The sequence below is a fragment of the Streptomyces sp. NPDC041068 genome, from assembly GCF_040647455.1.
In the GTDB taxonomy this organism is placed as follows: Bacteria; Actinomycetota; Actinomycetes; order Streptomycetales; family Streptomycetaceae; genus Streptomyces.
On sequence record NZ_JBEZCG010000011.1, the window covers coordinates 182,423 to 202,281 of the forward strand.

Annotated in this window: 16 protein-coding genes and 2 pseudogenes; 11 read left to right on the plus strand and 7 right to left on the minus strand. The window is 69.2% G+C overall.

Annotation, left to right across the window (positions count from 1 at the left end; all coding sequences use genetic code 11):
• The first annotated feature begins 35 nt into the window (after window positions 1–35).
• Complete coding sequence (locus AB0B50_RS25720) at window positions 36–998, plus strand: electron transfer flavoprotein subunit alpha/FixB family protein (RefSeq protein ID WP_362336370.1); 963 nt, start codon at window positions 36–38, stop codon at window positions 996–998.
• Window positions 999–1,058: 60 nt separating this feature from the next.
• Here AB0B50_RS25720 and AB0B50_RS25725 read toward each other — a convergent pair.
• Window positions 1,059–1,959, minus strand: a pseudogene (locus AB0B50_RS25725) (endonuclease/exonuclease/phosphatase family protein).
• A gap of 305 nt (window positions 1,960–2,264) precedes the next feature.
• Here AB0B50_RS25725 and AB0B50_RS25730 point away from each other — a divergent pair.
• The 4 genes from AB0B50_RS25730 (at window position 2,265) to AB0B50_RS25745 (ending at window position 6,652) form a co-directional block, all read left to right on the plus strand.
• Window positions 2,265–3,557: an aldolase/citrate lyase family protein gene (locus AB0B50_RS25730; RefSeq protein ID WP_362336373.1), complete on the plus strand. Its 1,293-nt coding sequence runs from the start codon at window positions 2,265–2,267 to the stop codon at window positions 3,555–3,557.
• A gap of 75 nt (window positions 3,558–3,632) precedes the next feature.
• Window positions 3,633–5,444, plus strand: coding sequence for a protein kinase (locus AB0B50_RS25735; protein ID WP_362336376.1), 1,812 nt, complete (start codon window positions 3,633–3,635; stop codon window positions 5,442–5,444).
• Window positions 5,445–5,473: 29 nt separating this feature from the next.
• Window positions 5,474–5,974: a hypothetical protein gene (locus tag AB0B50_RS25740; RefSeq protein ID WP_362336379.1), complete on the plus strand. Its 501-nt coding sequence runs from the start codon at window positions 5,474–5,476 to the stop codon at window positions 5,972–5,974.
• 159 nt (window positions 5,975–6,133) lie between these two features.
• The gene (locus tag AB0B50_RS25745) at window positions 6,134–6,652 is read left to right on the plus strand and encodes a hypothetical protein (protein WP_362336382.1); all 519 of its coding nucleotides are present in this window, start codon (window positions 6,134–6,136) and stop codon (window positions 6,650–6,652) included.
• Between the two features lie 20 nt (window positions 6,653–6,672).
• Here the strand turns inward: AB0B50_RS25745 and AB0B50_RS25750 are convergent, their stop codons facing one another.
• The gene (locus AB0B50_RS25750) at window positions 6,673–7,752 is read right to left on the minus strand and encodes a LacI family DNA-binding transcriptional regulator (RefSeq protein ID WP_362336385.1); all 1,080 of its coding nucleotides are present in this window, start codon (window positions 7,750–7,752) and stop codon (window positions 6,673–6,675) included.
• A gap of 182 nt (window positions 7,753–7,934) precedes the next feature.
• On the opposite strand from AB0B50_RS25750, the gene AB0B50_RS25755 reads away from it, so the two are divergent.
• Complete coding sequence (locus tag AB0B50_RS25755; RefSeq protein WP_362336388.1) at window positions 7,935–8,903, plus strand: ROK family protein; 969 nt, start codon at window positions 7,935–7,937, stop codon at window positions 8,901–8,903.
• A 621-nt stretch (window positions 8,904–9,524) separates the two neighbouring features.
• Here AB0B50_RS25755 and AB0B50_RS25760 read toward each other — a convergent pair.
• Complete coding sequence (locus AB0B50_RS25760; protein WP_362336390.1) at window positions 9,525–11,636, minus strand: NPCBM/NEW2 domain-containing protein; 2,112 nt, start codon at window positions 11,634–11,636, stop codon at window positions 9,525–9,527.
• A gap of 267 nt (window positions 11,637–11,903) precedes the next feature.
• Here AB0B50_RS25760 and AB0B50_RS25765 point away from each other — a divergent pair, with 267 nt between their 5' ends.
• From AB0B50_RS25765 to AB0B50_RS25775, 3 genes are all read left to right on the plus strand, one after another.
• On the plus strand, window positions 11,904–13,172 hold the full coding sequence (locus AB0B50_RS25765; RefSeq protein WP_362336850.1) for an ABC transporter substrate-binding protein: 1,269 nt from the start codon (window positions 11,904–11,906) through the stop codon (window positions 13,170–13,172).
• Between the two features lie 143 nt (window positions 13,173–13,315).
• Window positions 13,316–14,152, plus strand: coding sequence for a sugar ABC transporter permease (locus AB0B50_RS25770; RefSeq protein WP_362336853.1), 837 nt, complete (start codon window positions 13,316–13,318; stop codon window positions 14,150–14,152).
• Window positions 14,153–14,205: 53 nt separating this feature from the next.
• The gene (locus AB0B50_RS25775; protein WP_362336856.1) at window positions 14,206–15,081 is read left to right on the plus strand and encodes a carbohydrate ABC transporter permease; all 876 of its coding nucleotides are present in this window, start codon (window positions 14,206–14,208) and stop codon (window positions 15,079–15,081) included.
• Between the two features lie 534 nt (window positions 15,082–15,615).
• On the opposite strand, the gene AB0B50_RS25780 is transcribed toward AB0B50_RS25775, so the two are convergent.
• Window positions 15,616–16,095 carry a hypothetical protein gene (locus AB0B50_RS25780; RefSeq protein ID WP_362336393.1) on the minus strand — a complete coding sequence of 160 codons (480 nt, stop codon included), beginning with the start codon at window positions 16,093–16,095 and terminating at the stop codon, window positions 15,616–15,618.
• A 332-nt stretch (window positions 16,096–16,427) separates the two neighbouring features.
• Entirely contained in the window at window positions 16,428–17,492 is a 1,065-nt protein-coding gene (locus AB0B50_RS25785; RefSeq protein WP_362336396.1) for a pentapeptide repeat-containing protein, read from the minus strand.
• A 166-nt stretch (window positions 17,493–17,658) separates the two neighbouring features.
• Here AB0B50_RS25785 and AB0B50_RS25790 point away from each other — a divergent pair, with 166 nt between their 5' ends.
• Window positions 17,659–18,120: a hypothetical protein gene (locus tag AB0B50_RS25790; RefSeq protein ID WP_362336399.1), complete on the plus strand. Its 462-nt coding sequence runs from the start codon at window positions 17,659–17,661 to the stop codon at window positions 18,118–18,120.
• Between the two features lie 396 nt (window positions 18,121–18,516).
• A pseudogene (locus AB0B50_RS25795) lies at window positions 18,517–18,798 on the plus strand (transposase); the annotation flags it as partial.
• Here AB0B50_RS25795 and AB0B50_RS25800 read toward each other — a convergent pair.
• Both AB0B50_RS25800 and AB0B50_RS25805 read right to left on the minus strand, forming a co-directional pair.
• Entirely contained in the window at window positions 18,699–19,199 is a 501-nt protein-coding gene (locus tag AB0B50_RS25800; RefSeq protein ID WP_362336885.1) for a hypothetical protein, read from the minus strand. The pseudogene AB0B50_RS25795 and the gene AB0B50_RS25800 overlap by 100 nt on opposite strands.
• Window positions 19,200–19,280: 81 nt before the next feature.
• Complete coding sequence (locus AB0B50_RS25805) at window positions 19,281–19,829, minus strand: hypothetical protein (protein ID WP_362336402.1); 549 nt, start codon at window positions 19,827–19,829, stop codon at window positions 19,281–19,283.
• Window positions 19,830–19,859 lie beyond the last annotated feature (30 nt).

A 19,859-nucleotide genomic window follows, 5' to 3' on the forward strand; every position in this document is an offset into this window, starting at 1 on the left:
CCAACTTCTTCGCAACTGCAGGAGATTGAAGTCCCATGGCTGAAGTTCTCGTCTACGTCGACCACGTGGACGGTGCCGTCCGCAAGCCCACCCTGGAGCTGCTGACGCTGGCCCGCCGCATCGGCGAGCCCGTCGCCGTCGCGCTGGGCAACGGCGCCGCCGACACCGCCGCCTCGCTCGCCGAGCACGGCGCGGTCAAGGTCCTCACCGCGGACGCCCCCGAGTTCGCCGACTACCTCGTCGTGCCGAAGGTGGACGCGCTCCAGGCCGCGTACGAGGCCGTCTCCCCGGCCGCGGTGCTCGTCCCGTCGTCCGCCGAGGGCAAGGAGATCGCGGCCCGCCTCGCGGTCCGCATCAAGTCCGGCATCATCACGGACGCCGTCGACCTCGAGGCAGGCGACGAGGGTCCGGTGGCGACGCAGTCCGCGTTCGCCGCCTCCTTCACCACCAAGTCCCGTGTCTCCAGCGGCACCCCGGTCATCACGGTCAAGCCGAACTCGGCCGCCGTGGAGCCCGCCCCGGCCGCGGGCGCGGTCGAGGCGCTCTCGGTCTCCTTCTCCGAGAAGGCCACCGGCACCAAGGTCGTCTCGCGCACCCCGCGCGAGTCGACGGGCCGCCCCGAGCTGACCGAGGCCGCGATCGTGGTCTCCGGCGGCCGTGGCGTCAACGGTGCCGAGAACTTCTCGATCATCGAGGCGCTCGCCGACTCGCTCGGTGCCGCCGTGGGCGCCTCGCGCGCCGCGGTCGACGCCGGCTGGTACCCGCACTCCAACCAGGTGGGCCAGACCGGTAAGTCGGTCTCCCCGCAGCTGTACATCGCGTCCGGCATCTCCGGTGCGATCCAGCACCGCGCCGGCATGCAGACCTCGAAGACCATCGTGGCCATCAACAAGGACGCCGAGGCCCCGATCTTCGACCTGGTCGACTACGGCGTGGTCGGCGACCTCTTCGAAGTCGTCCCGCAGCTCACCGAAGAGGTCAACTCCCGCAAGGGCTGAGCTCGTCGATCGCCCGAGGCCCCCGTTCCCGCACGCCGCGGGGCCGGGGGCCTTCGTGCGTCACAGCGTCAGGCTCGCCTGCACGGGCAGGTGGTCGCTGGGGAACTGCCCGCCCAGGGAGAAGGTGTTGATCGACGCCTCGTGCACGCGCGTCCCGCGCGTCGCGAGGATCCAGTCGATGCGGTCGCCGTCCGGGGTGAGCGGCTTGTAGCCGTGGAAGGTGGCGTACGCCTTGCTCCGTCGGTCCGCGGCGTCCCAGGTGTCGACGAGCCCGGCGCCCAGGAGCGTGTCGTAGACCGGGTTCTTGTGCGCGGCCACGTTGAAGTCGCCCGTCACGACGAGCGGCAGGGACGGGTCGAGGCGTCCCGCGCGTTCGACGATCAGGGACGCGGCACGCGCGCGTGCGTACTGGGAGGCGTTGTCCAGGTGGGTGTTGAGGACGTACAGCTCCTCGTCCGTGCGCAGGTCGTGGAAGCGGACCCGGGTGACCATGCGTATGGAGCCGCCGCCCCAGGTGTTGGACCCGATGACGTCCGGGGTGTCCGAGAGCCAGAAGTGGTCGTACTCGACCGGGGCCAGCCTGCGGGTGTCGTAGTAGACGGTCATGAACTCGTCGCGGCTGCCGCCCGCGCGTCCTGTGCCGATCCAGTCGTAGTGCGGGCCGAGGTCGGCCGCGATGTCCCGAACCTGTTGGTAGAGGCCTTCCTGGGTGCCGACGACGTGCGGCCGCGCGCGGCGCAGCAGCTCCCGGGTGACCGGGCGGCGGTCGGCCCAGGTGTTCGGCGGGGTGGTGCTCGCGTAGCGGAGGTTGAACGACATGACCTCCAGGCGGCGGCCGCCCCCGCTCGACGGCGCGCGCGGGGGCGGCCGACAGCGCGGTGCTGAAGAGGGGAAGCGCGGCGGCCGCCGCGAGGACGGTCCGCAGTCCAAAGCGGCGCGTGACACGGGAGTCGGTCGGCACACGGTCTCCTTCGGTTCGGGGCGCGCGGTCAGGATGGGGTGCGCGCGTACGCGTGCGGAAGCAGGATCTGAGACAGCCGGACAGGATCTGGGACGACTGGAGAAGGATCTGGGACAGCCGGCGAAGGACCTGGGTCGGCTGGAGAAGGATCCGGGGTGTGCGTGAACTCCCGTGGTCGGGGACGGGTCCAGGGCACGAGAGGGTGTTGACCAGCACGAAGGTCGCGGATAACTTCGCTATACGGATTGTTGATTCCGTGGAGCGGAAATGCCGGGCGCGGCACCGAGCGTGTGGAGGATGCGGGAATGGGTCAGCAAGAGAAGGTGGCAACGAGCCTCGCCGGCGCGGTCAGCGAGGGCATCAGCGCTTCCCTCGCCCCGGTGGACGCGGAGCTGGAGCGCCGCTACCCCGGGGACCCAGGCACGCGCCAGCCCGTCCACACCGTGTACGTCCCCGGTGAGCAATTCGACGCGGACTCGATCCGTACCTGGGGCGACAAGGCCCTGGCGATGCTCGACGAGCACGCCCCGGACGCCGCCTCCTTCGCCGCGGTCCTCGGCCTGGGCGACGACCTCGCCGAGGCCGTCCACACGCGCGTGCGGGCCAAGCTGGAGCGCGAGCCCGTCGAAGACCTGCGCATCGACTTCGAGGACGGCTACAAGGGCGCCGACGAGGACCAGGACGCCGCCCGCGCGGCCCGCCTGGTCGCCGAGGCCTACAAGAACGGCACCGCGGCCCCGTACATGGGCATCCGCATGAAGTGCATGGAGGAGGCGGTCCGCGACCGCGGCATCCGCACCCTCGACGTCTTCCTGTCCGGCCTCATGGCCGCGGGCGGCCTGCCCGACGGCCTCGTCCTGACGCTGCCCAAGGTGACGTACCCCGAGCAGGTCACCGCGATGGTGCGGCTCCTGGAGGAGTTCGAGAAGGCGCACGGCCTGGAGCGCGGCCGGATCGGCTTCGAGATCCAGATCGAGACCAGCCAGTCCATCCTCGCCACCGACGGCACCGCCGCCGTCGCCCGGATGATCCAGGCCGCCGAGGGCCGCGCCACCGGCCTGCATTACGGCACCTTCGACTACAGCGCCTGCCTCGGCGTCAGCGCCGCCTACCAGGCCAGCGACCACCCGGCCGCCGACCACGCCAAGGCCGTCATGCAGGTCGCCGCCGCGGGCACCGGAGTGCGCGTCTCCGACGGCTCCACCAACGTCCTGCCCGTCGGCTCCACCGAGAAGGTCCACGACGCCTGGCGGCTGCACTACGGCCTCACCCGGCGTGCCCTGGCCCGCGCCTACTACCAGGGCTGGGACATGCACCCCGGCCACATCCCCACGCGCTACGCCGCCGTGTTCGCGTTCTACCGCGAGGGCTTCGAGGCGGCCGCCGCGCGCCTGGCCGCCTACGCCGGTCACCACGAGGGCGGCGACGTGGCCGACGAGCCCGCCACCGCCAAGGCCCTCGCGGGCTATCTGCTGCGCGGCCTGGACTGCGGCGCCCTCGACGCGGGCGAGGTGACCCGGCTCACCGGCCTGACCCTTGCCCGGCTGCAGGGCTTCGCGGGACCGCGCCGCGGCGACCTCACGGTGTCGGGCAGGTAACACCGGCCCCTGGCTGTCACCGCTGCCCCGTAGTCTGTACGCCACGCAATGTGGTGTCGCAGGAACGGGGCAGCGGTGTCTTCGGGGGATCAGGAACAGACGGGCGGGGTCGGCAGGCTCCTCGCCGGGCGCTATCGCGTCGTGGCACAGCTGGGGCGCGGCGGCATGGGCGTCGTGTGGCGCGCCGTCGACGAGGTGCTGCACCGCGAGGTCGCGGTCAAGGAACTGCGGACGTACACGGACGCGGGCGGGCCCGAACTGGCCGACCTGCGCCTGCGGATGCAGCGCGAGGCCCGCGCGGCCGCCCGCGTGCGCCACCCCGGAGTGGTCGCCGTGCACGACGTGGCGGAGGTCGAAGGGCGCCCGCTGATCGTCATGGAGCTCATCGACGGCCCCTCCCTGGACGACGTGCTGCGCGACCGCGGCACCCTCGACCCCCGCGAGGCCGCGGGGATCGGCGCCAAGGTCATGGAGGCCCTGGCCGCGGCGCACGGCGTGGGCGTCCTGCACCGCGACGTGAAGCCCGGCAACATCCTGCTGGGAGCCGGCGGCCGCGTCGTCCTCACCGACTTCGGCATCGCCACGATGGACGACCCCGGCGACGGCTCGTCCACCCACCTCACCCGCAGCGGCGAACTGGTCGGCTCGCTGGACTACTTGGCGCCCGAGCGTGCCCAGGGCCATGACCCGGGCCCCGCCTCCGACGTCTGGGCACTCGGCGCGACCCTGTACGCCGCGGTGGAGGGCTCCTCTCCTTTCCGTCGTACGTCGACGTGGTCCACGCTCACCGCGATCGTCGCCGACCCGCTGCCCGAGCCGCAGCGCTCGGGGCCCCTGACGCCCGTACTGCGGCAGCTCATGCACAAGGACCCGCAGGCGCGCCCCGACGCGGACGCCGCGCGGCGCCTGCTCGCCGGGGTGGCGGCGGGCGGGACGCCTCCCGGGGCCTTCGGCAGTCCGGGTACGCCTGCCCCGGGGCCGTACGGAGGCACGGAGCGCAGCATCCCGAGCGGACCGCCGCCGGGATTCGGGCCGCCTTCCGCGATGGCGCAGGCGTCGGATCCGGCTCAGGCCGCTGTCCCGACTCCCGTACCGACTCCCGCTTCCGCCCCGGCCCCTGGGCCCTTTGTGGGGCATCAGGGTGCCGCGCCCGCAGGGCTCGCCGAGACCCGCTCCACCCAACGCCCGCGGCGGGGTCGCGTGTTGCTCGCCGCGGCTGCCGTGGCGGTGGTCCTCGCGGTGACCGGAGGCGCGGTGGCCTTCCTCAACTCCAGGGGCGACGGCGACACCCAGGCGCGCGAGGACGTGAACCCGGGGCGCGCGGGCTCGACCGCGGACGACGGCAGCAACGGCCCGCTCGGCGGCGAGTCGAAGCGCCCCAAGCCCTCGGAGCAGGGCGACAAGAAGACCCGCGAGCCGGACGCGAAGCCCTCCGGCGGCGCCGAGGACACCGGCAAGGACGGCGCGGGCGCCAAGGACCGGGACAAGGGCAAGGACGAGGGCGGCGACACGTCCTCCTCGCGCCCCGACCCCACCACCAAGCCGACGGACGGCGGTTCGGGCGGCTCCGGAGGCTCGGGCGACGGCGGCGGCTCCGCGCCGGACCCCGTCTGCCATCCGGCGGGCGGCGGCAAGTACAACTGCGACGTGTGGCGCACCGCGAAGTCGTACACGGCGGGCGGCGCCGAGGCGGGCACGCTGAACGCGGGCACCAACTACTTCTACTGCCAGCAGAACCTGGGCCGCCGCGAGACGTACGGCCGGTGGACGAACGTCTGGTGGGCCAAGACGGACGACGACAGCGGCAACACGAACGTCTTCGTCAGCGACGTCTACCTCAAGGGCGGCGACAACGACAAGCCGCTGCCGGGCCTGCCGACCTGCTGACCCCTGGCGGGGAGAGGAGGCCCGGTCCCATGAGCGAAACCCAACGCCCGTGCGGGACGGACGAGTTCTACGACCGCATCCGGTCGGCCGTAGCGGAGGCGGATACGGGGACGGAGTATCGGCTGCGGCGGACGGGGCGGGGCTTCGACCTGACCGCGGACGTCCCGACGACGAGCCGTCACACCACCCAAGTGCACACCTACCGGGTCGAGTTGAGCTCGCGGGACAGGATGTTCGTCATGACGGACGTCGTTGTCACCGAGCAGCACGGACCGGGTCCCGCACGAGGGCGGACCGTGACGACCGGCCGGAGCAGGTACCGCACCTGGAGCCGCTCCCTGGACGGCACCGAGCGCCACAGCTTCGCGTCCGCCGACGGTCACCGCCTGATCCGGGGCGCGGCGGGGGAGCTGGGCTGGCAGGAGATCCGCCCCGCGGGCCAGAAGGTCGCGCGCGTCTTCGGGGTCGTCGGCGGGCTCGTGGCCCTGGGCACGCTGATCGCGCTGGCGGTCGTCTTCTGGCCCTTCTGACTCTTCTGGCCCTGACTTCGGTCGAAATGGGGCAGAAGGTACTGCTCCGGTTCGGCCGTACGTACGAAGGACCGGAGAAGGACCGGAGAAGGACCGGAGAAGGACCGGAGAAGGACCGGAGAAGGACCGGAGAAGGACCGGAGAAGGACCGGAGAGGGCATGCCTGAACGGCTGGGACCGCTGGAACTCGTCGGGGGCAGGTGGGTCATCGGCGACGCGACGCGCGGGACCAGCTCATGGCTCGTCCTCACCGCGGAAGGCATGGAGCACCACAGCTCCTGGGCACCGGAACCCCGAGCGGTCGTGCCCTGGTCCCGGTTCGTGGAGCTCGACGTGTGGGCCGGCCAATGGGCGTGGATGGCCACCCGCATGATGGGTGTGATCGGCACCGGCAGCACCATGGTCGGCCGCGATGCCTGTTCCGTGCGGGCGCTGGTCCGTCATCCGTACGACACCTGGTCGGCTCATTACACCCACCACAAGCGCTCCTGCACGTTCCGCCACATCGGCCTGGTGGACGCGCTGTTCGCAGAGACGACCAAGGCGAAGGCGGCACACCGGCTGGGCGACCCGGAGTGGCTGAGCGAGGCGGTGGCCCGACTGAGGGCGCTGGAGGGGCGAGGAGCGACCGAGAGGCCCGGAGGCGTGAGCGAGCTGATCCGGGAACTCGGTGTGTGAACAGGTGCCGGGAGGTGCGTTCAGTCCGCCGGTGGCAGTTCGCCCGAGCCGCGTGTGATCAGGCGCGTGGGTAGTTCGACTCGCTCCGGGGTTCCGGATGCGCCGTCCAGTTGGCGGAAGAGGCGTTCCGCCGCTGTTCTGCCCAGCTGTGCCGCGTCCTGGGCGATGACGGTCACGCCGGGGTCCAGCAGGTCCGCGAGTTCGAAGTCGTCGAAGCCCACGAGGGCCACGGGGCGGTCGAGCGCGGCGAGGACGCGGACGACGGTCACCGTCACGCGGTTGTTGCCCGCGAAGATCGCCGTGACCGGCTCGGGACCGGCGAGCATCGACTCGGCGGCGGCGCGGACCCGCTCCGGATCGGTGACGCCCAGCGACATCCACGCCTCGTCGACCGGGATGTCCGCGTCCTCCATGGCGGCGCGGTAGCCCCGCAGCCGCTCTATGGCGGTGTGGATGCGGGGCTGGTCACCGATGAAGCCGATGCGGCGGTGGCCGTGCGCGATGAGGTGCGCGACGCCGTCCCGCGCCCCGCCGAAGCTGTCGGACAGCACCACGTCGGCGTCGATCTTCCCGGCGGGCCGGTCGACGAAGACGGTGGCGACACCGGCGGCGATCTCCGGCTCCAGATAGCGGTGGTCGTCACCGGCCGGGATCACCACGAGCCCGTCGACCCTGCGGGCGCACAGCGCGAGCACCAACTCCTGTTCGCGGTCCGGGTCTTCGGCGCTCGACCCGTTGATGAGCAGCGCGCCGTGCGCACGCGCGACCTCCTCGACGGCGCGGCTCAGCGGGCCGTAGAAGGGGTCGGCCAGGTCCTCCAGGACGAGGCCGATGCTGGCGGTGCGGCCCTTGCGCAGCACGCGCGCGCTGTCGTTGCGGCGGAAGCCGAGGGCCTCGATGGCCTCCTGGACGCGGCGCTCGGTGTCGGGCGTGACGCCCGGCTCGCCGTTGACGACCCGCGAGACCGTCTTCAGGCCGACTCCCGCGCGCGCGGCGACATCCTTCATGGTCGGACGATTGCCGTAACGGTTCTCGGGTCGTCGGGCGGCGGTCTCGGCCACGGTGCGCTGTCCTGTCCTGTCGTCCACGCGGTCACCCATCGGGCGTCCCTGGCGCGCCAAGGGTTCCACCAAGGGTCTTCCCCTGGCCTTCCCCCGCTCTTCCCCGGGACCCGTCATGAGCATGTGGCGTCGAGCATAGGGCCTGGACAACGTTGTCAGATGCAAGGGAGACTGTCCTTCGCACTCTCCGGCCTGCCGATACACCAGGAGAACCGACACAGATGCACATGGACCTCGTCGCCGCACTCGACATCGGCGGCACCAAGATCGCCGGAGCCCTGGTGGACGGCCACGGCCGGATCCTCCTGCGTGCCCAGCGGCCGACGCCCGCGCGCGAGGACGGCGACATCGTGATGCGCGCGGTCGAGGAGGTCCTCGCGGAGCTGACGTCCAGTGAACTGTGGGCCCGAGCGACCGCCGTGGGCATCGGCAGCGCGGGCCCCGTGGACGCGTCGGCGGGCACGGTCAGCCCCGTCAACGTTCCCGGCTGGCGCGGCTATCCGTTGGTGGCGCGGGTGCGCGCGGCGACCGGCGGGCTTCCCGTCGAACTGGTCGGCGACGGCGTGGCGATGACGGCGGCCGAGCACTGGCAGGGCGCGGCCCGCGGCCATGACAACGCGCTGTGCATGGTGGTGTCGACGGGCGTCGGCGGCGGCCTCGTTCTCGGCGGGAAACTGCACCCGGGTCCCACGGGCAACGCCGGTCATATCGGCCACATCAGCGTGGACCTGGACGGCGACGCCTGCCCGTGCGGCGCGCGCGGCTGCGTCGAGCGGATAGCCAGCGGCCCGAACATCGCGCGCCGGGCCCTGGAGCGCGGCTGGGTCCCCGGACCCGACGGCGATGCATCGGCGGCCGCGGTGGCGACCGCCGCCCGCGCGGGCGACCCGGTCGCCCTCGCCTCCTTCGAACGCGCCGCCCAGGCCCTGGCCGCCGGAATCGCCGCCACGGCCACGCTCGTCGAGATCGACATCGCGGTGATCGGCGGGGGAGTGGCGAAGTCGGGCGACATCCTGTTCGCCCCGCTGCGCCGCGCCCTGCGCGAGTACGCGACGCTCTCCTTCGTACGCCGCCTGACGGTGGCCCCCGCGCTGATGGGCACGGACGCGGGCCTGGTGGGAGCGGCGGCGGCAGCGCTGGGCAGCGGCCGGAGCGCGGCGGTGGAGCTGGGGTCAGCGGTGGGGAGCTGAGGCGCGGGGCTTCTGCGGCGACCACGGGAAGCGAGCCCTTGGAAAGGCCTGCGTCTGGTGAGTTTCGCCCTGACCGGCCCGCGGCGAGCGGCCCTCGCCCCGGACCGGTCCATGGCAAGTGGGCATTGCCCCGGGCCGGTTGTCAGCAGGTGCCCCTCGCCCTGGATGGACGCTCGGTAAGTGCGCTACGCCCTCCGAGGGCTGGCCTGCGGCAGATGAGCTTGGATCCGGACCGGCCCGCTGTAAGCGATGGCGTCGAACCGGCCCTTGGCAGGTGAGCTTCGCCCCGACCGACCCGCGGCGAGCGACGCGCGCCCGGATCGACGCGCGCCCGGATCGACCCGCGCCCGGACCGCCCCGCAGCGAGCGGCTTCGCCCCGGACCGATCCGCGCCCGGACCGACCCGCGGGCAGCGGCTTCGCCCCGGGCCGACGCTCGGTCAGCGAGCCACCGGGGCCGGCCCGAGGCAAGTGGGTGTTGCCCCGGGCCGGTTGTCAGCGGGTGAATGCCGTCCCGGTGGCCGTCACCTGTGCGGGGACCGTCGACGTACGACACCCGGCGTCACGACCGCCGACGTCACGGGTGCTGGCGTCACGACCGTCGACGCCGCAGCCGTCGGCGTCAGCACGTCAGCGTCGCGTCCGCCCAGTCCGCGTGGTCGGCGTAGATGCCGTCGCCGCCGTCGGTGACGACGAGCCGTACGACCTGGGCGCCGGTGACGTCCGCGGAAAGGGGCTGTGCCGACATGGCGTTGGTGAGCACGCCGGTCGACGCCACCTTCTTGTCGTCCGCCCAGACCTCGAACGCGACCGTGCCGCCCGTGAGGGTCTCGTCGTCGACACCGACGTCGGCGCTGACCTTCTCGCACGCCCGGCCCGCGTAATAGGCCACGGAGCTCTCGGCGTGCGCGCCGAGCCCCTTCGCGTACACCTTCCCGCCGATGGTGATCGGCTTGCCGTCACCGAGCGCGCCCTCGCCGTTGCTGGTGTTCCGCTCGGCGGGCCCCCAGCCGTTGGTCATCGACAGCCACGGCAGATCGCCGAGCCCCGACGCGCCCGCGGGCGGTGCGACGACGACGCGTACGGACAGCGGCAGGACGTTCTCGGCGCGTACGCCGGAGGGTGAGCGATAGGTCGACTTCAGTGTCAGTGCGTACGTCCCCGGTGCCGTGCCCGCAGGCGCGGCGACCTGCCACGACGTACGCAGGGACTTTCCGGTCGCGAGCGACCGCGCCGTGGTCGGCGAGGTCGCCTTGACCCGCCAGCCCTCGGGGGCGGACAGCGAGGCGGCCACCTGGCGGGCGGAGGTGCGGCCGAGGTTGGTGACCGACGTGGTGATCGGCGCGGCCTTGCCCGCCTCGAAGAAGTCGCCGCCGTCCAGGCCGAGTTCGACGGCCGGCGGGTACGCGTTCCACTTGCCGTCGGCGGACACGCGCAGCAGCACGGTGCCGTGCGCGGGGACGGTCGCCGAAATGCCGCCCGCGGTCTGGTAGTTCTTGTGCCGCCACAGGTCGCGCAGCGAGTACCCGGCGGCCTCGGGCAGGCCGACGGCCTTCGCGGTGGTGGCGAGGCGTTGCGCGCTGTCGGTCTCGTTGAAGAGGGCGACGGCGCGGCTGCCGTCCTTCATCTCCTTGGCGACGACCCAGCGCCCGCTCTCCGACGACACGACCTCGCCCTGTTTGCCGAGCGGGTCCTGGTCGACCGCGACGACCTCTTCGTTGCCGAGGATCTCGAAGGTCTCCGGGGATGCCTTGCGCAGATCCGAGCCGATCAGCAGCGGCGCCGCCATGATCGACCACATGGAGAAGTGCGTACGGTACTCGGTGTCCGTCATGCCGCCGTTGCCGACCTCGAGCATGTCGGGGTCGTTCCAGCGTCCGGGCCCCGCGTACTTCGCGAGCGGCAGGTTCCGCTTCATGATCGACACCATCGAGCCCCAGTTGTCGCTGATGTCACCGGTGGTGCGCCACAGATGGCCGACGTCGGCGGCCCACTCCCATGGCTTGTTCTCGCCCCATTCGCAGATGCTGTAGACGATGGGCCTGCCGGTGGTCTCGGAGGCGGCCTTCAGTGCGTCGCGCATCGCGATGTACCGCTTCTTGGCGTCCACGCCTTGGTTGTTGCAGTTGTCGTACTTGAGGTAGTCGACGCCCCAGTCCGCGAACTGCTGTGCGTCGTTGCGCTCATGGCCGAGCGCGCCGGGGAACCCCGCTTCGTTGCAGGTCTTCGTTCCGGCGCTGGTGTAGATGCCGAGCTTCAGGCCCTTGGCGTGGACGTAGTCGGCAACGGCCTTGATTCCATTGGGGAATCGCTTCGGGTCCGGGACCAACTTGCCGTTCGCGTCGCGCTCGGGCAGCGCCCAGCAGTCGTCGAGGTTGACGTATTCGTAGCCGGCCTTCTTGAGGCCCTTCTCCACGAAGATGTCGGCGATTCCCTTGACCATCGCTTCGTCGAACTCGGCCCTGCAGTGGGTGGAGTTCCAGTTGTTGAAGCCCATGGGCGGGGTGAGGGCGAGCCCGTCGGGAAGCTTGACGTCGGGGCCGGCGGCGGTGCGGTCGGCGGCGGCACGGTCGGTGGTTGAGTGATCGGTGGCTGTGCGATCGGCGGTGGCACGGCCGTCCGCGTCGGACTCACCGGCGGCGGCCGGGGCGGCGAGCCCTCCGGCGCATAACAGAACGGTGGCCAGCGATCCGACCACTCTTCGGCGGGTTGTGCGGGATGGGAGATGACGCATCGTTACGTTCCTCCGTACTCGCGGAAGATGGGGGGTTTGGGCGTACGCGTCACAGCTGCGCGCTCACGGTAGGGCGTGTTGGACTCTGTTGGAAGAGGAGCGGTAACGGTTCGGACGCCTGGCGCCGGAACCCTTGACTGCGGTGCCTCTTGGGAGTGAGATCCAACCCTCGCGTTCGGTTGTGTTTGGTTGCACCCCGAGGAGGGGGACATGGCACAGTCATCGTTCAGCGGTCCGGTCGCGCCGAAGGGCATGACAGGACATCGGATGTCCCGGCGGAATCTCCTGCGTGGCGCGACCGTCACAGCCGGGGCGGTCACCCTTCCCGCGCTGCTCAGCGCCTGTGGTGAGAAGCCGGGTGGCAACAAGAACGAAGTCACCATGGGCTCCAACTCCTCGGACGCCGTGCCGAAGAAGGCGTTCCAGGACGCCTTCGACGCGTACAAGAAGAAGACCGGCAAGACCGTCGAGGTCCACACCACAGAGCACAACGAATTCCAGCAGAACATCACGCGCTATCTGCGGGCCACACCGGACGACGTCTTCATGTGGTTCGCCGGATACCGCATGCAGTACTTCGCGGAGAAGGGCCTGCTGGTCGACATCAGTGATGTGTGGAAGGGCTTCAGTGGCTTCTCCGAGGCGCTGAAGGACCAGTCCACCCACGAGGGTAAACAGTACTTCGTGCCGTACTACTACTATCCGTGGGCCGTCTTTCACCGCAAGAGTCTCTTCGAGAAACAGGGGTACGAACAGGCCAAGACCTGGGACGAGTTCATCGCCCTCGCCAAGAAGATGCACAAGGACGGGATTCCGGTCGCCTTCTGCGACAAGGACGGCTGGCCCGCGATGGGAACCTTCGACTACATCAACCTTCGCCTGAACGGATACGACTTCCACAAGAGCCTGATGGCCGGCGAGCAGGCCTGGACCGACACCAAGGTCAAGAAGGTCTTCGACCTGTGGCGCGAACTCATGCCGTACTACCAAAAGGGCGCCCTCGGCCGTACCTGGGAGGAGGCCGGGCAGGGCCTGCAGCAGCGCAGGACGGGCATGGCCGTCTTCGGAATGCCGCACCCGGGCCAGCAGTTCCCCGCGGACGAGCGCGACGACATCGACTTCTTCGCCTTCCCGGAGATCGACCCCGCGCACGGACAGGACGCGGTGGAGGCGCCGATCGACGGATTCCTGATCGCCAAGAAGGCCAAGAACATCGACGCGGGCAAGGACCTCCTGAAATGGCTCGGAACCCCCGAGGCCGAGGATGTCTACCTGGCCGGCGACCCGAACAACGTTGCGGTCAACGACGGCGCCGACACCTCCAAGTACAGCCCGCTGCAGAAGAAGTCGGCCGAACTGGTCTCGGGCGCCAAGCAGATATCGCAGTTCCTCGACCGCGACACCCGCCCCGACTTCGCGCAGACCGTCATGATCAAGGCGCTGCAGGACTTCATCGACAACCCGAAGAACGTCGACGGCCTGGTCAACAGCATCGAACGGCAGAAGAAAGACATCTTCGCGCAGGACGTCGGCTGACCATGGGGGCATCGCGTACCGCACCGACGAAAGGCACTGAGCAGTCGCCGCCGAGTACCGGGCGGGGGCGGCGAGGCGCGAAGCGATATGGACGACGCGGCGGCCCGACGCGCTTCACACGCCGCGACGTACTCGTCCTCACTCTGCTCCTGGGCATTCCGATCCTGATCGAGGCGGTCGTGATCTGGGGCCCGACGCTGGCCTCCATCGGTCTGTCCTTCACGTCCTGGGACGGCATCGGCGACATTCACTGGGTGGGCGGAAAGAACTACGAGAGCCTCGTCGACAACTATCCCGCCTTTTGGCCCGCCGTCCGCCACAACCTCCTCTGGACAGCCTTCCTCGGCCTGGTGGCGACACCGTTCGGCCTCCTCCTCGCGGTCCTCATCGACCGAGGCGTGCGGTTCAGCCGCTTCTACCAGTCCGTGCTCTACATGCCGGTGGTGCTCTCGCTCGCCGTGGTCGGCTTTATGGCACAACTGCTCCTCGGTACCGACCAGGGAGTCGTCAACACCCTTCTGGGCAACGAGAAGGACCCCATCGACTGGCTCGGCAATTCCGACCTCAACATCTGGATGATGATGATCGCCGCGAGCTGGCGGCACACCGGCTACGTGATGATCCTCTATCTCGCCGGACTGAAGTCCGTGGACCCCGCCCTCAAGGAAGCGGCCGCGATCGACGGCGCGAACACCCGCCAGACTTTCTTCCGCGTCGTGTTCCCGACGCTGCGCCCCGTCAATGTCATCGTCGGGGTGATCACGGTCATCGAAGCGCTGCGCGCCTTCGACATCGTGTACGCGGTGAACAAGGGCCGCAACGGCCTGGAACTGCTCTCCGTGCTCATCACCGACAACATCATCGGCGAGGCGAGCCGCATCGGATTCGGCTCGGCCATCGCGGTCGTCCTGCTCACCGTATCCCTGGGATTCATCGTGACGTTCCTGGTCCAAGAGCTGCGAGGTGCGCGCGACCGATGACGGCAGATCTGCGCACGACGTCCCCGGACCGCCGCCCGCCCACGAAGCCCGCGATGTCCGTGCGGCCCCAACGCCCGCCCCGCCGAGGCAAGTTCGGTGTACCGCTCTTCCTCTCCGCGGTCTCCCTCGCCTTCCTCGCGCCGCTGCTGCTTGCCGTCTACGCGTCGCTGCGCCCGTACGAAGAGACGGCAGAGCACGGCTACTTCTCCTGGCCCGACCGGCTCTCCTTCGACTACTACCGCGAGGCCTACACCGAATCCGGTATGGGGAAGTACTTCACGAATACGCTCCTGATCGCGGTGCCCGCGGTGATCGTGACGCTGTTCCTCGCGTCGTTCGTGGCGTTCGCGGTGTCGCGGCTGAGGATCCGCGGCGGATTGATCCTCCTGATGCTCTTCACGGCGGGCAACCTGCTGCCTCCGCAGGTCCTGGTGACCCCCCTGTACGCCCTCTTCCTGAAGATCCCGCTGCCGTGGTGGATGTCCGACTCGCTCACCCTTTACGACTCCTTCTGGGCGCTGATCCTCGTCAACGTCGGCTTCCAGATCGGCTTCTGCGTCTTCGTCCTCGCCAACTTCATGCGGACGCTCCCGAAGGAGATCCTGGAAGCGGCGATCGTGGACGGCGCGGGAGTGTGGACCCAGTTCTGGCGCGTCACGCTGCCCCTGTGCCGCCCGGCCCTCGCGGCCCTGGCCACGCTCGAATTCACCTGGATCTACAACGATTTTCTCTGGGCCCTGATCTTCATCTCCAACCCGGAAAAGCTCCCGATCACATCTTCGCTGAACAACCTCAGGGGTCAATTCTTCACGGACTACAACTTGCTGGCAGCGGGCTCGGTCCTGGTGGCTCTCCCCACGGTCCTGGTCTTCCTGCTGCTGCAGAGGCACTTCATTGCGGGGCTGACGTTGGGGGCGGGGAAGGGGTGAGGGGGGGGAGCCGCGTTCCTGAGCAGGGCTTTGCGGCATCGGGAGACCGCTGTGAACGGCACTGTCGGTCGGGCTAGGTCACATCAGGAAAAGCTCTGGGAGAACCTGGGGAGATCTTTTCGGAATCGGAGCCCTCGGCGAACCAGATCCTGGCGCGGCAGGATGCCCCGCTGGCGGCGCCAGCGGACGCCGTGCAGGTGGTGTTGGGCCCACACGGCGCCCTCAAATACTGGCCTGACGGTCGAGGTGATCAAGTTGCTCGGGGGCGGGTCCATCCGGAGACCGGCCGACTCATGTCGTACTCCGCAGGTGACCGACATCTGAATGGTGGTACGCCCTCCGCACCTGACACGCTGAGCGCCCGCCAACACCGGGGACGGTCATGCGCAGGCGCACATCATCACCGCGGCATTCGCGATACTCCTCACCGCGGGCTGTGCTCCGCGAGCGTCCAACTGGTGGGCCGTCGCGCGTCGTTGAAGGAAGCGCCCCGCCCGTTTGCCGAGTCCGGGCCGGGCGCTGTTTGTGCCGCTGTCAGCAGGTGCCTCGTTCCCAGCCGAGCCATCGGCTGCCGTCGAAGGGGTTGTCCCATACGGTGCTGCCCGCCCAGACTGCGACGCAGCGAACCCTGCCGTACTTGGACCAGCCCCAGAACGTGTCTCCCCGGCCGTCGCCGGGAAGTTCCTTCCACCCGCGGGAGTTGGCCCAGATATGCCATATCTCGCGGTTGGGGGCGATGACGAATGATTCGTCGACTGATCCGTTCCGGTCCCAGTCGACGTCCATTACGCGGCCTTCACCGCAGGCTCGGTAGCCGGTGTAGTTGAACCTGGTGATTGCCTTCCGGCAGGGAGCTGCCGCGTCCACGGTGTCGCTGGGTGCCGCACTGTTGAGGAACTTGGTGATGCGTTCCACCGTGGGTGTGGGTGCTTCGGCTGCGCCGGCGGGCATGATCCCCGTAGCGAGAGCACCGGCCGCGGCAGCCGCCACTAAGCCAGACTTGACCTTTTGCATGGTGTTCCCCCTGTCCAATCGCGAGTGGAGCGGTCAGCACAGGAAGGTACGGGTTCGGGGGTGTGTTGCGCGTCGTGCGCTGGTTTGGTCTGGTTGTCCACCGAGCACGCTAGTTGGGTCAACCTGGGCGGTAGTGGGCGGCTGTCGTCAGTCGCGCGCTGTAGTGCGATCCGCCCAGGGGGTGCAGGGACTTTCCCCCCGGGGGGGGCGTGGGCCGCTCGATCTGTTCTAACAGTGCATGTCGGCAAGTGTCCGCCCCATGGGCACGGAGTGACCGACGGGCCGGTGCGGGAGTACCTCGACGAACTCTTCGTGCGCTGGTGCGGTCCGACTCACGCTCGCGTGGAACCTCGTTGCCGCAACCAGATAATTGGACGGCGTGACCGAGCAGCTTCGCATTCGGCAATGCGGGCCTGAATCTGTGGATGCTCAAGCAGTTTCGTCGGGAGTCGGGTCGACCCGAGGACTGTAGCCGCTCGTAGCTGTTCCCACCGCAGCCCTTGGGTACCACTTGGATCTTCATCTTGAAACTGGGCTTCATCCAAGTTCGCTCCCTTGAGAAACGCCAGTCGAAGTTGCGCATGTTGCAACTGGACGCCGGTCAAGTTCGCTTCGAACAATTGGGTGCCAACTAGATTCGCCCACTGCAGATTCGCCTGACGTAGATCACTGCCAACCAGATCTGCGCCGCTGAGGTTCGCACCCTGAAGGTGCGAGCCGGTCAGGTTCGCACCCCGAAGGCCGTCCCCTCGCAAGTTGGCCCCGCGAAGATCCGTCCGTCGCAGGTCGATCCGGTTCAACTCCTGCCGGTCGGGCCTGCCTTGGAGGACGTCGAGTACAGCCTGTACATCGGCAGTCGGTTCCACGTCCGGGTTGGGTTCACCGGTCTGTAGTAGTTCGTCCTCCATGGGCGCCGGCGCGCGGTCACGGACAAAGGAGCAGAGGACGGCCAGAACGGTGGCGTGGTCCTTCTGACTGTCGTGCATGATGCGCTCGAGGCTGTATATGCCGCCGAGGCGTTGAGTGAGGTTGTCGGAGCTGAGGAGTTTGATCGCTTCGACGTAGCGCTCGGTGACCTGTCCTTCCCGGGTCAGCTCCGCCTGCTCGCGGTCCTTCGCGCGTGTGTGCTCGAAGAGTTGCTCGGTCTGACGGTGGCTCTTGTGCGTGTACCAGAGGCCGAGTCCACCGATGACTCCGGCTGCGATGGCGACGAGCATGGTGCGGAACCCGGTGATGATGATCCCGGCGGAGGTGACGAGTTTTCCGTCTTCGCGGAGGTGGTGGCCTTCGATCCACCAGGGGCCCCAGACGAGGAGCACGATGAAGGCGGCTGTGCCGGCCGCGGCTGACGCCCAGTGCCACCACGCCCGCTTCTTGTCGGGTTGCTCATCGCCCATGGCGGCATGATGTCCCGCATCAGCGCGGAGCATGCGGTGGACGCCGCCCGCGGGTGAGGGCAGCGCCCCGCTCTGGGTACTCCGTGCCGGTGTTGCCGTGGAGGGTGGGGGCTGCGGCCATACGATCGTGGTTCGTGTCCGGGACGTTCGGGTGGGAGTGACTCTCGTGGCTGATCCGGTGCAGGAGCAGCTGTTCGATGTGTTCGTGGACAACTACGCGTTTGCGTTTGTGGAGTCCTGGGATGCTGAGCTTCCGGTCGAGTTTCCTGATGGTTTCGATGCCGATGTGTTCGTGAATGCGTTTCCCGGCCGGGTCGATGTGAGCAGTGCCGGTGATACGCATACCGTGGCGATGACGGTGCAGGTGTGGGACGGTGCCCCGCCCGGCGAGGACGATTCCGCGTGGGATGCGCACGGCGAGGCGCGGTTCGAGTCGGAGAGCGGTGATGTGGCGATCTGGACGCCGTCACTGGGGCGCACCGATGATCTGGTTGAGCTCGGCGGGAAGGGATCGTGGCGGGTGCGGGTGTATTGCGCGGGTCGCGCCGTGGTCGCCGCGCAGCGGGAGTCTGAGGAGCCGGTCGCTGGGGTCGAGCGCTATCTGGTGCAGTTCTTCCGCGCCGACTGACTGAGGGGCGGCCGCGCGCTTCGGGTGCCCCCTTCGCGTTGGTTCGTGATCTTCACTTCTCGTCACGTTTGCCGCAGTCGCCTTGACGGCGAGCACTGCCGCAGGTGCCGTGGTCACTGGAGGTTTGGGTGCCATGGCTGCAGCGCTGGCCGGGTATGTGGGCCGGACCTTGCGGCCGTCACGGTGCACGCGGCGGCGGCCGGGCAGTCGCGGCACGAGGGGGAGATGGCGGCGAAGCAGGCCGTGCGGCGCGCCGACGAAGACCCGGCTGAGTAGTCGCAGCCCTCGAATGTCCGGCGCGTGGCGTTGCGGGGGCAATCGGTTCTGGGTCTGACGGTTCGAGGGCCGGTCTGGCGGGTCGGTGAGGAACCGGGATGAGGGCTCGTTTCCGGGGATGTGGGGCGGGGTGATCTCAGGGACGCGGAGTGGGCCAGGCTGAAGCCGTACTTGCCAAGAAACGAGGCGCGGGGCGGGCGTTGGAAGTGTCACCGCAGGGTGATGAACGGGATTCTGTTCCGGCTGCGGGCCGGTATCCCGTGGCGCGATCCGCCATCCCGGTTCGGTAAGTGGCAGACGGTCTACGACCGGCATCGCCGCTGGTCGGCCGACGGCACATGGGAAATGCTCCTGCGAGCCGTGCAAGCCGATGCCGATACGCAGGGGCGAATCGACTGGTCGCCGACCCACTCCGCCAAGGGGCGGGCCGGCGCGCCGGTCGGGCGTTCGCCATCGTCGGCGACGAGACGTGATTCCGGCCGTCGTGTCGAAGCCGCGAGGAGTGCGTCGACCAACTTCTCGGAACGGCCGTCCGCGAGCATGCTTACGGGCAACCCCACGGGGGCGGGCTCGAAGCGCAGGTCGCGTCCGAGCGCGGGGCCGAAGATGCCGACCTGGTCGGCCCGCTCACCGCTCTCATGGCCCAGGCGGTCGGCGAGCTCGCTTTTCGAGGGAGATTCCAGCAGGTTCCTCGCCAACTGCCGTACCAGGCCGCCCTCGCCGAATCGCGTGTTGGCCACCGCACCTTGCCCGAAGCGACGCCGATCGGAGTTCCGGGCGCACAGCGCGCTGACGGTGGCCAACTGCGCAGGTGAGGGCCTTGGGTGGCCCTCACGTTAATACCGCAGTACCTGTGAACTCATCGATCACATTTCAAACACGCCCTAGATCGTGCCGTCATCATCGAGCACTTGCTGGGCGAGTTCGGTGAATGTGCCCAGCAGGTTGTTGAGCTTGACGATGCGGTGGTGTGCTTCGAGTTGGATCCTGTCGATGTGCTCTTCCCCGACGCCGCTCTCGGCGAGGCTGTAGATCGCGGCGCCGTGGGATGTCAGCTCCATTGAGCAGTCGTAAATATCGGAAGCGGCCCCCTGCACGCTACGCGGTCCGGCGAGAGTTACGGTCAGCCAGGCAGTCACAACCGCTTGCATGTGTTTCGGGGCTTCGCGAAGGAACTCCTCGGTGAGGGGCGGCCTGTCGAGAATCTCCTCGACGCCGAAGAACATAGGAATCGCGTGATCACGCAGGGCGCCGGCTGCGCCGATGAATGCCGTGTATGCGCCCTCCCTGGGGCCTTGCCTGAGGCGCCGGTGCTCCGCTCTGGCTGTGATCCTGGCTTGCTCCCGCGAGGCCCATCCGGCGGCCATGCCGGCCAGGGTGGTGCCAATGCCGCCCGCTAGTGCCCCGAGCACTGCTGCCAAGCCCGCGTCCATGGAGAGAGTGTGGCGCGGAGGTGCTCTCCG

Excerpts from the sequence above, each read along its gene's own strand:
- AB0B50_RS25780 (WP_362336393.1), bottom strand. The coding sequence starts at position 16,095 with ATGCAAAAGGTCAAGTCTGGCTTAGTGGCGGCTGCCGCGGCCGGTGCT.
- AB0B50_RS25765 (WP_362336850.1), top strand. The coding sequence starts at position 11,904 with ATGTCCCGGCGGAATCTCCTGCGTGGCGCGACCGTCACAGCCGGGGCG.
- AB0B50_RS25805 (WP_362336402.1), bottom strand. The coding sequence starts at position 19,829 with ATGGACGCGGGCTTGGCAGCAGTGCTCGGGGCACTAGCGGGCGGCATT.
- AB0B50_RS25785 (WP_362336396.1), bottom strand. The coding sequence starts at position 17,492 with ATGGGCGATGAGCAACCCGACAAGAAGCGGGCGTGGTGGCACTGGGCG.
- AB0B50_RS25755 (WP_362336388.1), top strand. The coding sequence starts at position 7,935 with ATGCACATGGACCTCGTCGCCGCACTCGACATCGGCGGCACCAAGATC.
- AB0B50_RS25745 (WP_362336382.1), top strand. The coding sequence starts at position 6,134 with ATGCCTGAACGGCTGGGACCGCTGGAACTCGTCGGGGGCAGGTGGGTC.
- AB0B50_RS25760 (WP_362336390.1), bottom strand. The coding sequence starts at position 11,636 with ATGCGTCATCTCCCATCCCGCACAACCCGCCGAAGAGTGGTCGGATCG.
- AB0B50_RS25775 (WP_362336856.1), top strand. The coding sequence starts at position 14,206 with ATGTCCGTGCGGCCCCAACGCCCGCCCCGCCGAGGCAAGTTCGGTGTA.
- AB0B50_RS25740 (WP_362336379.1), top strand. The coding sequence starts at position 5,474 with ATGAGCGAAACCCAACGCCCGTGCGGGACGGACGAGTTCTACGACCGC.
- AB0B50_RS25730 (WP_362336373.1), top strand. The coding sequence starts at position 2,265 with ATGGGTCAGCAAGAGAAGGTGGCAACGAGCCTCGCCGGCGCGGTCAGC.
- AB0B50_RS25720 (WP_362336370.1), top strand. The coding sequence starts at position 36 with ATGGCTGAAGTTCTCGTCTACGTCGACCACGTGGACGGTGCCGTCCGC.
- AB0B50_RS25750 (WP_362336385.1), bottom strand. The coding sequence starts at position 7,752 with ATGGGTGACCGCGTGGACGACAGGACAGGACAGCGCACCGTGGCCGAG.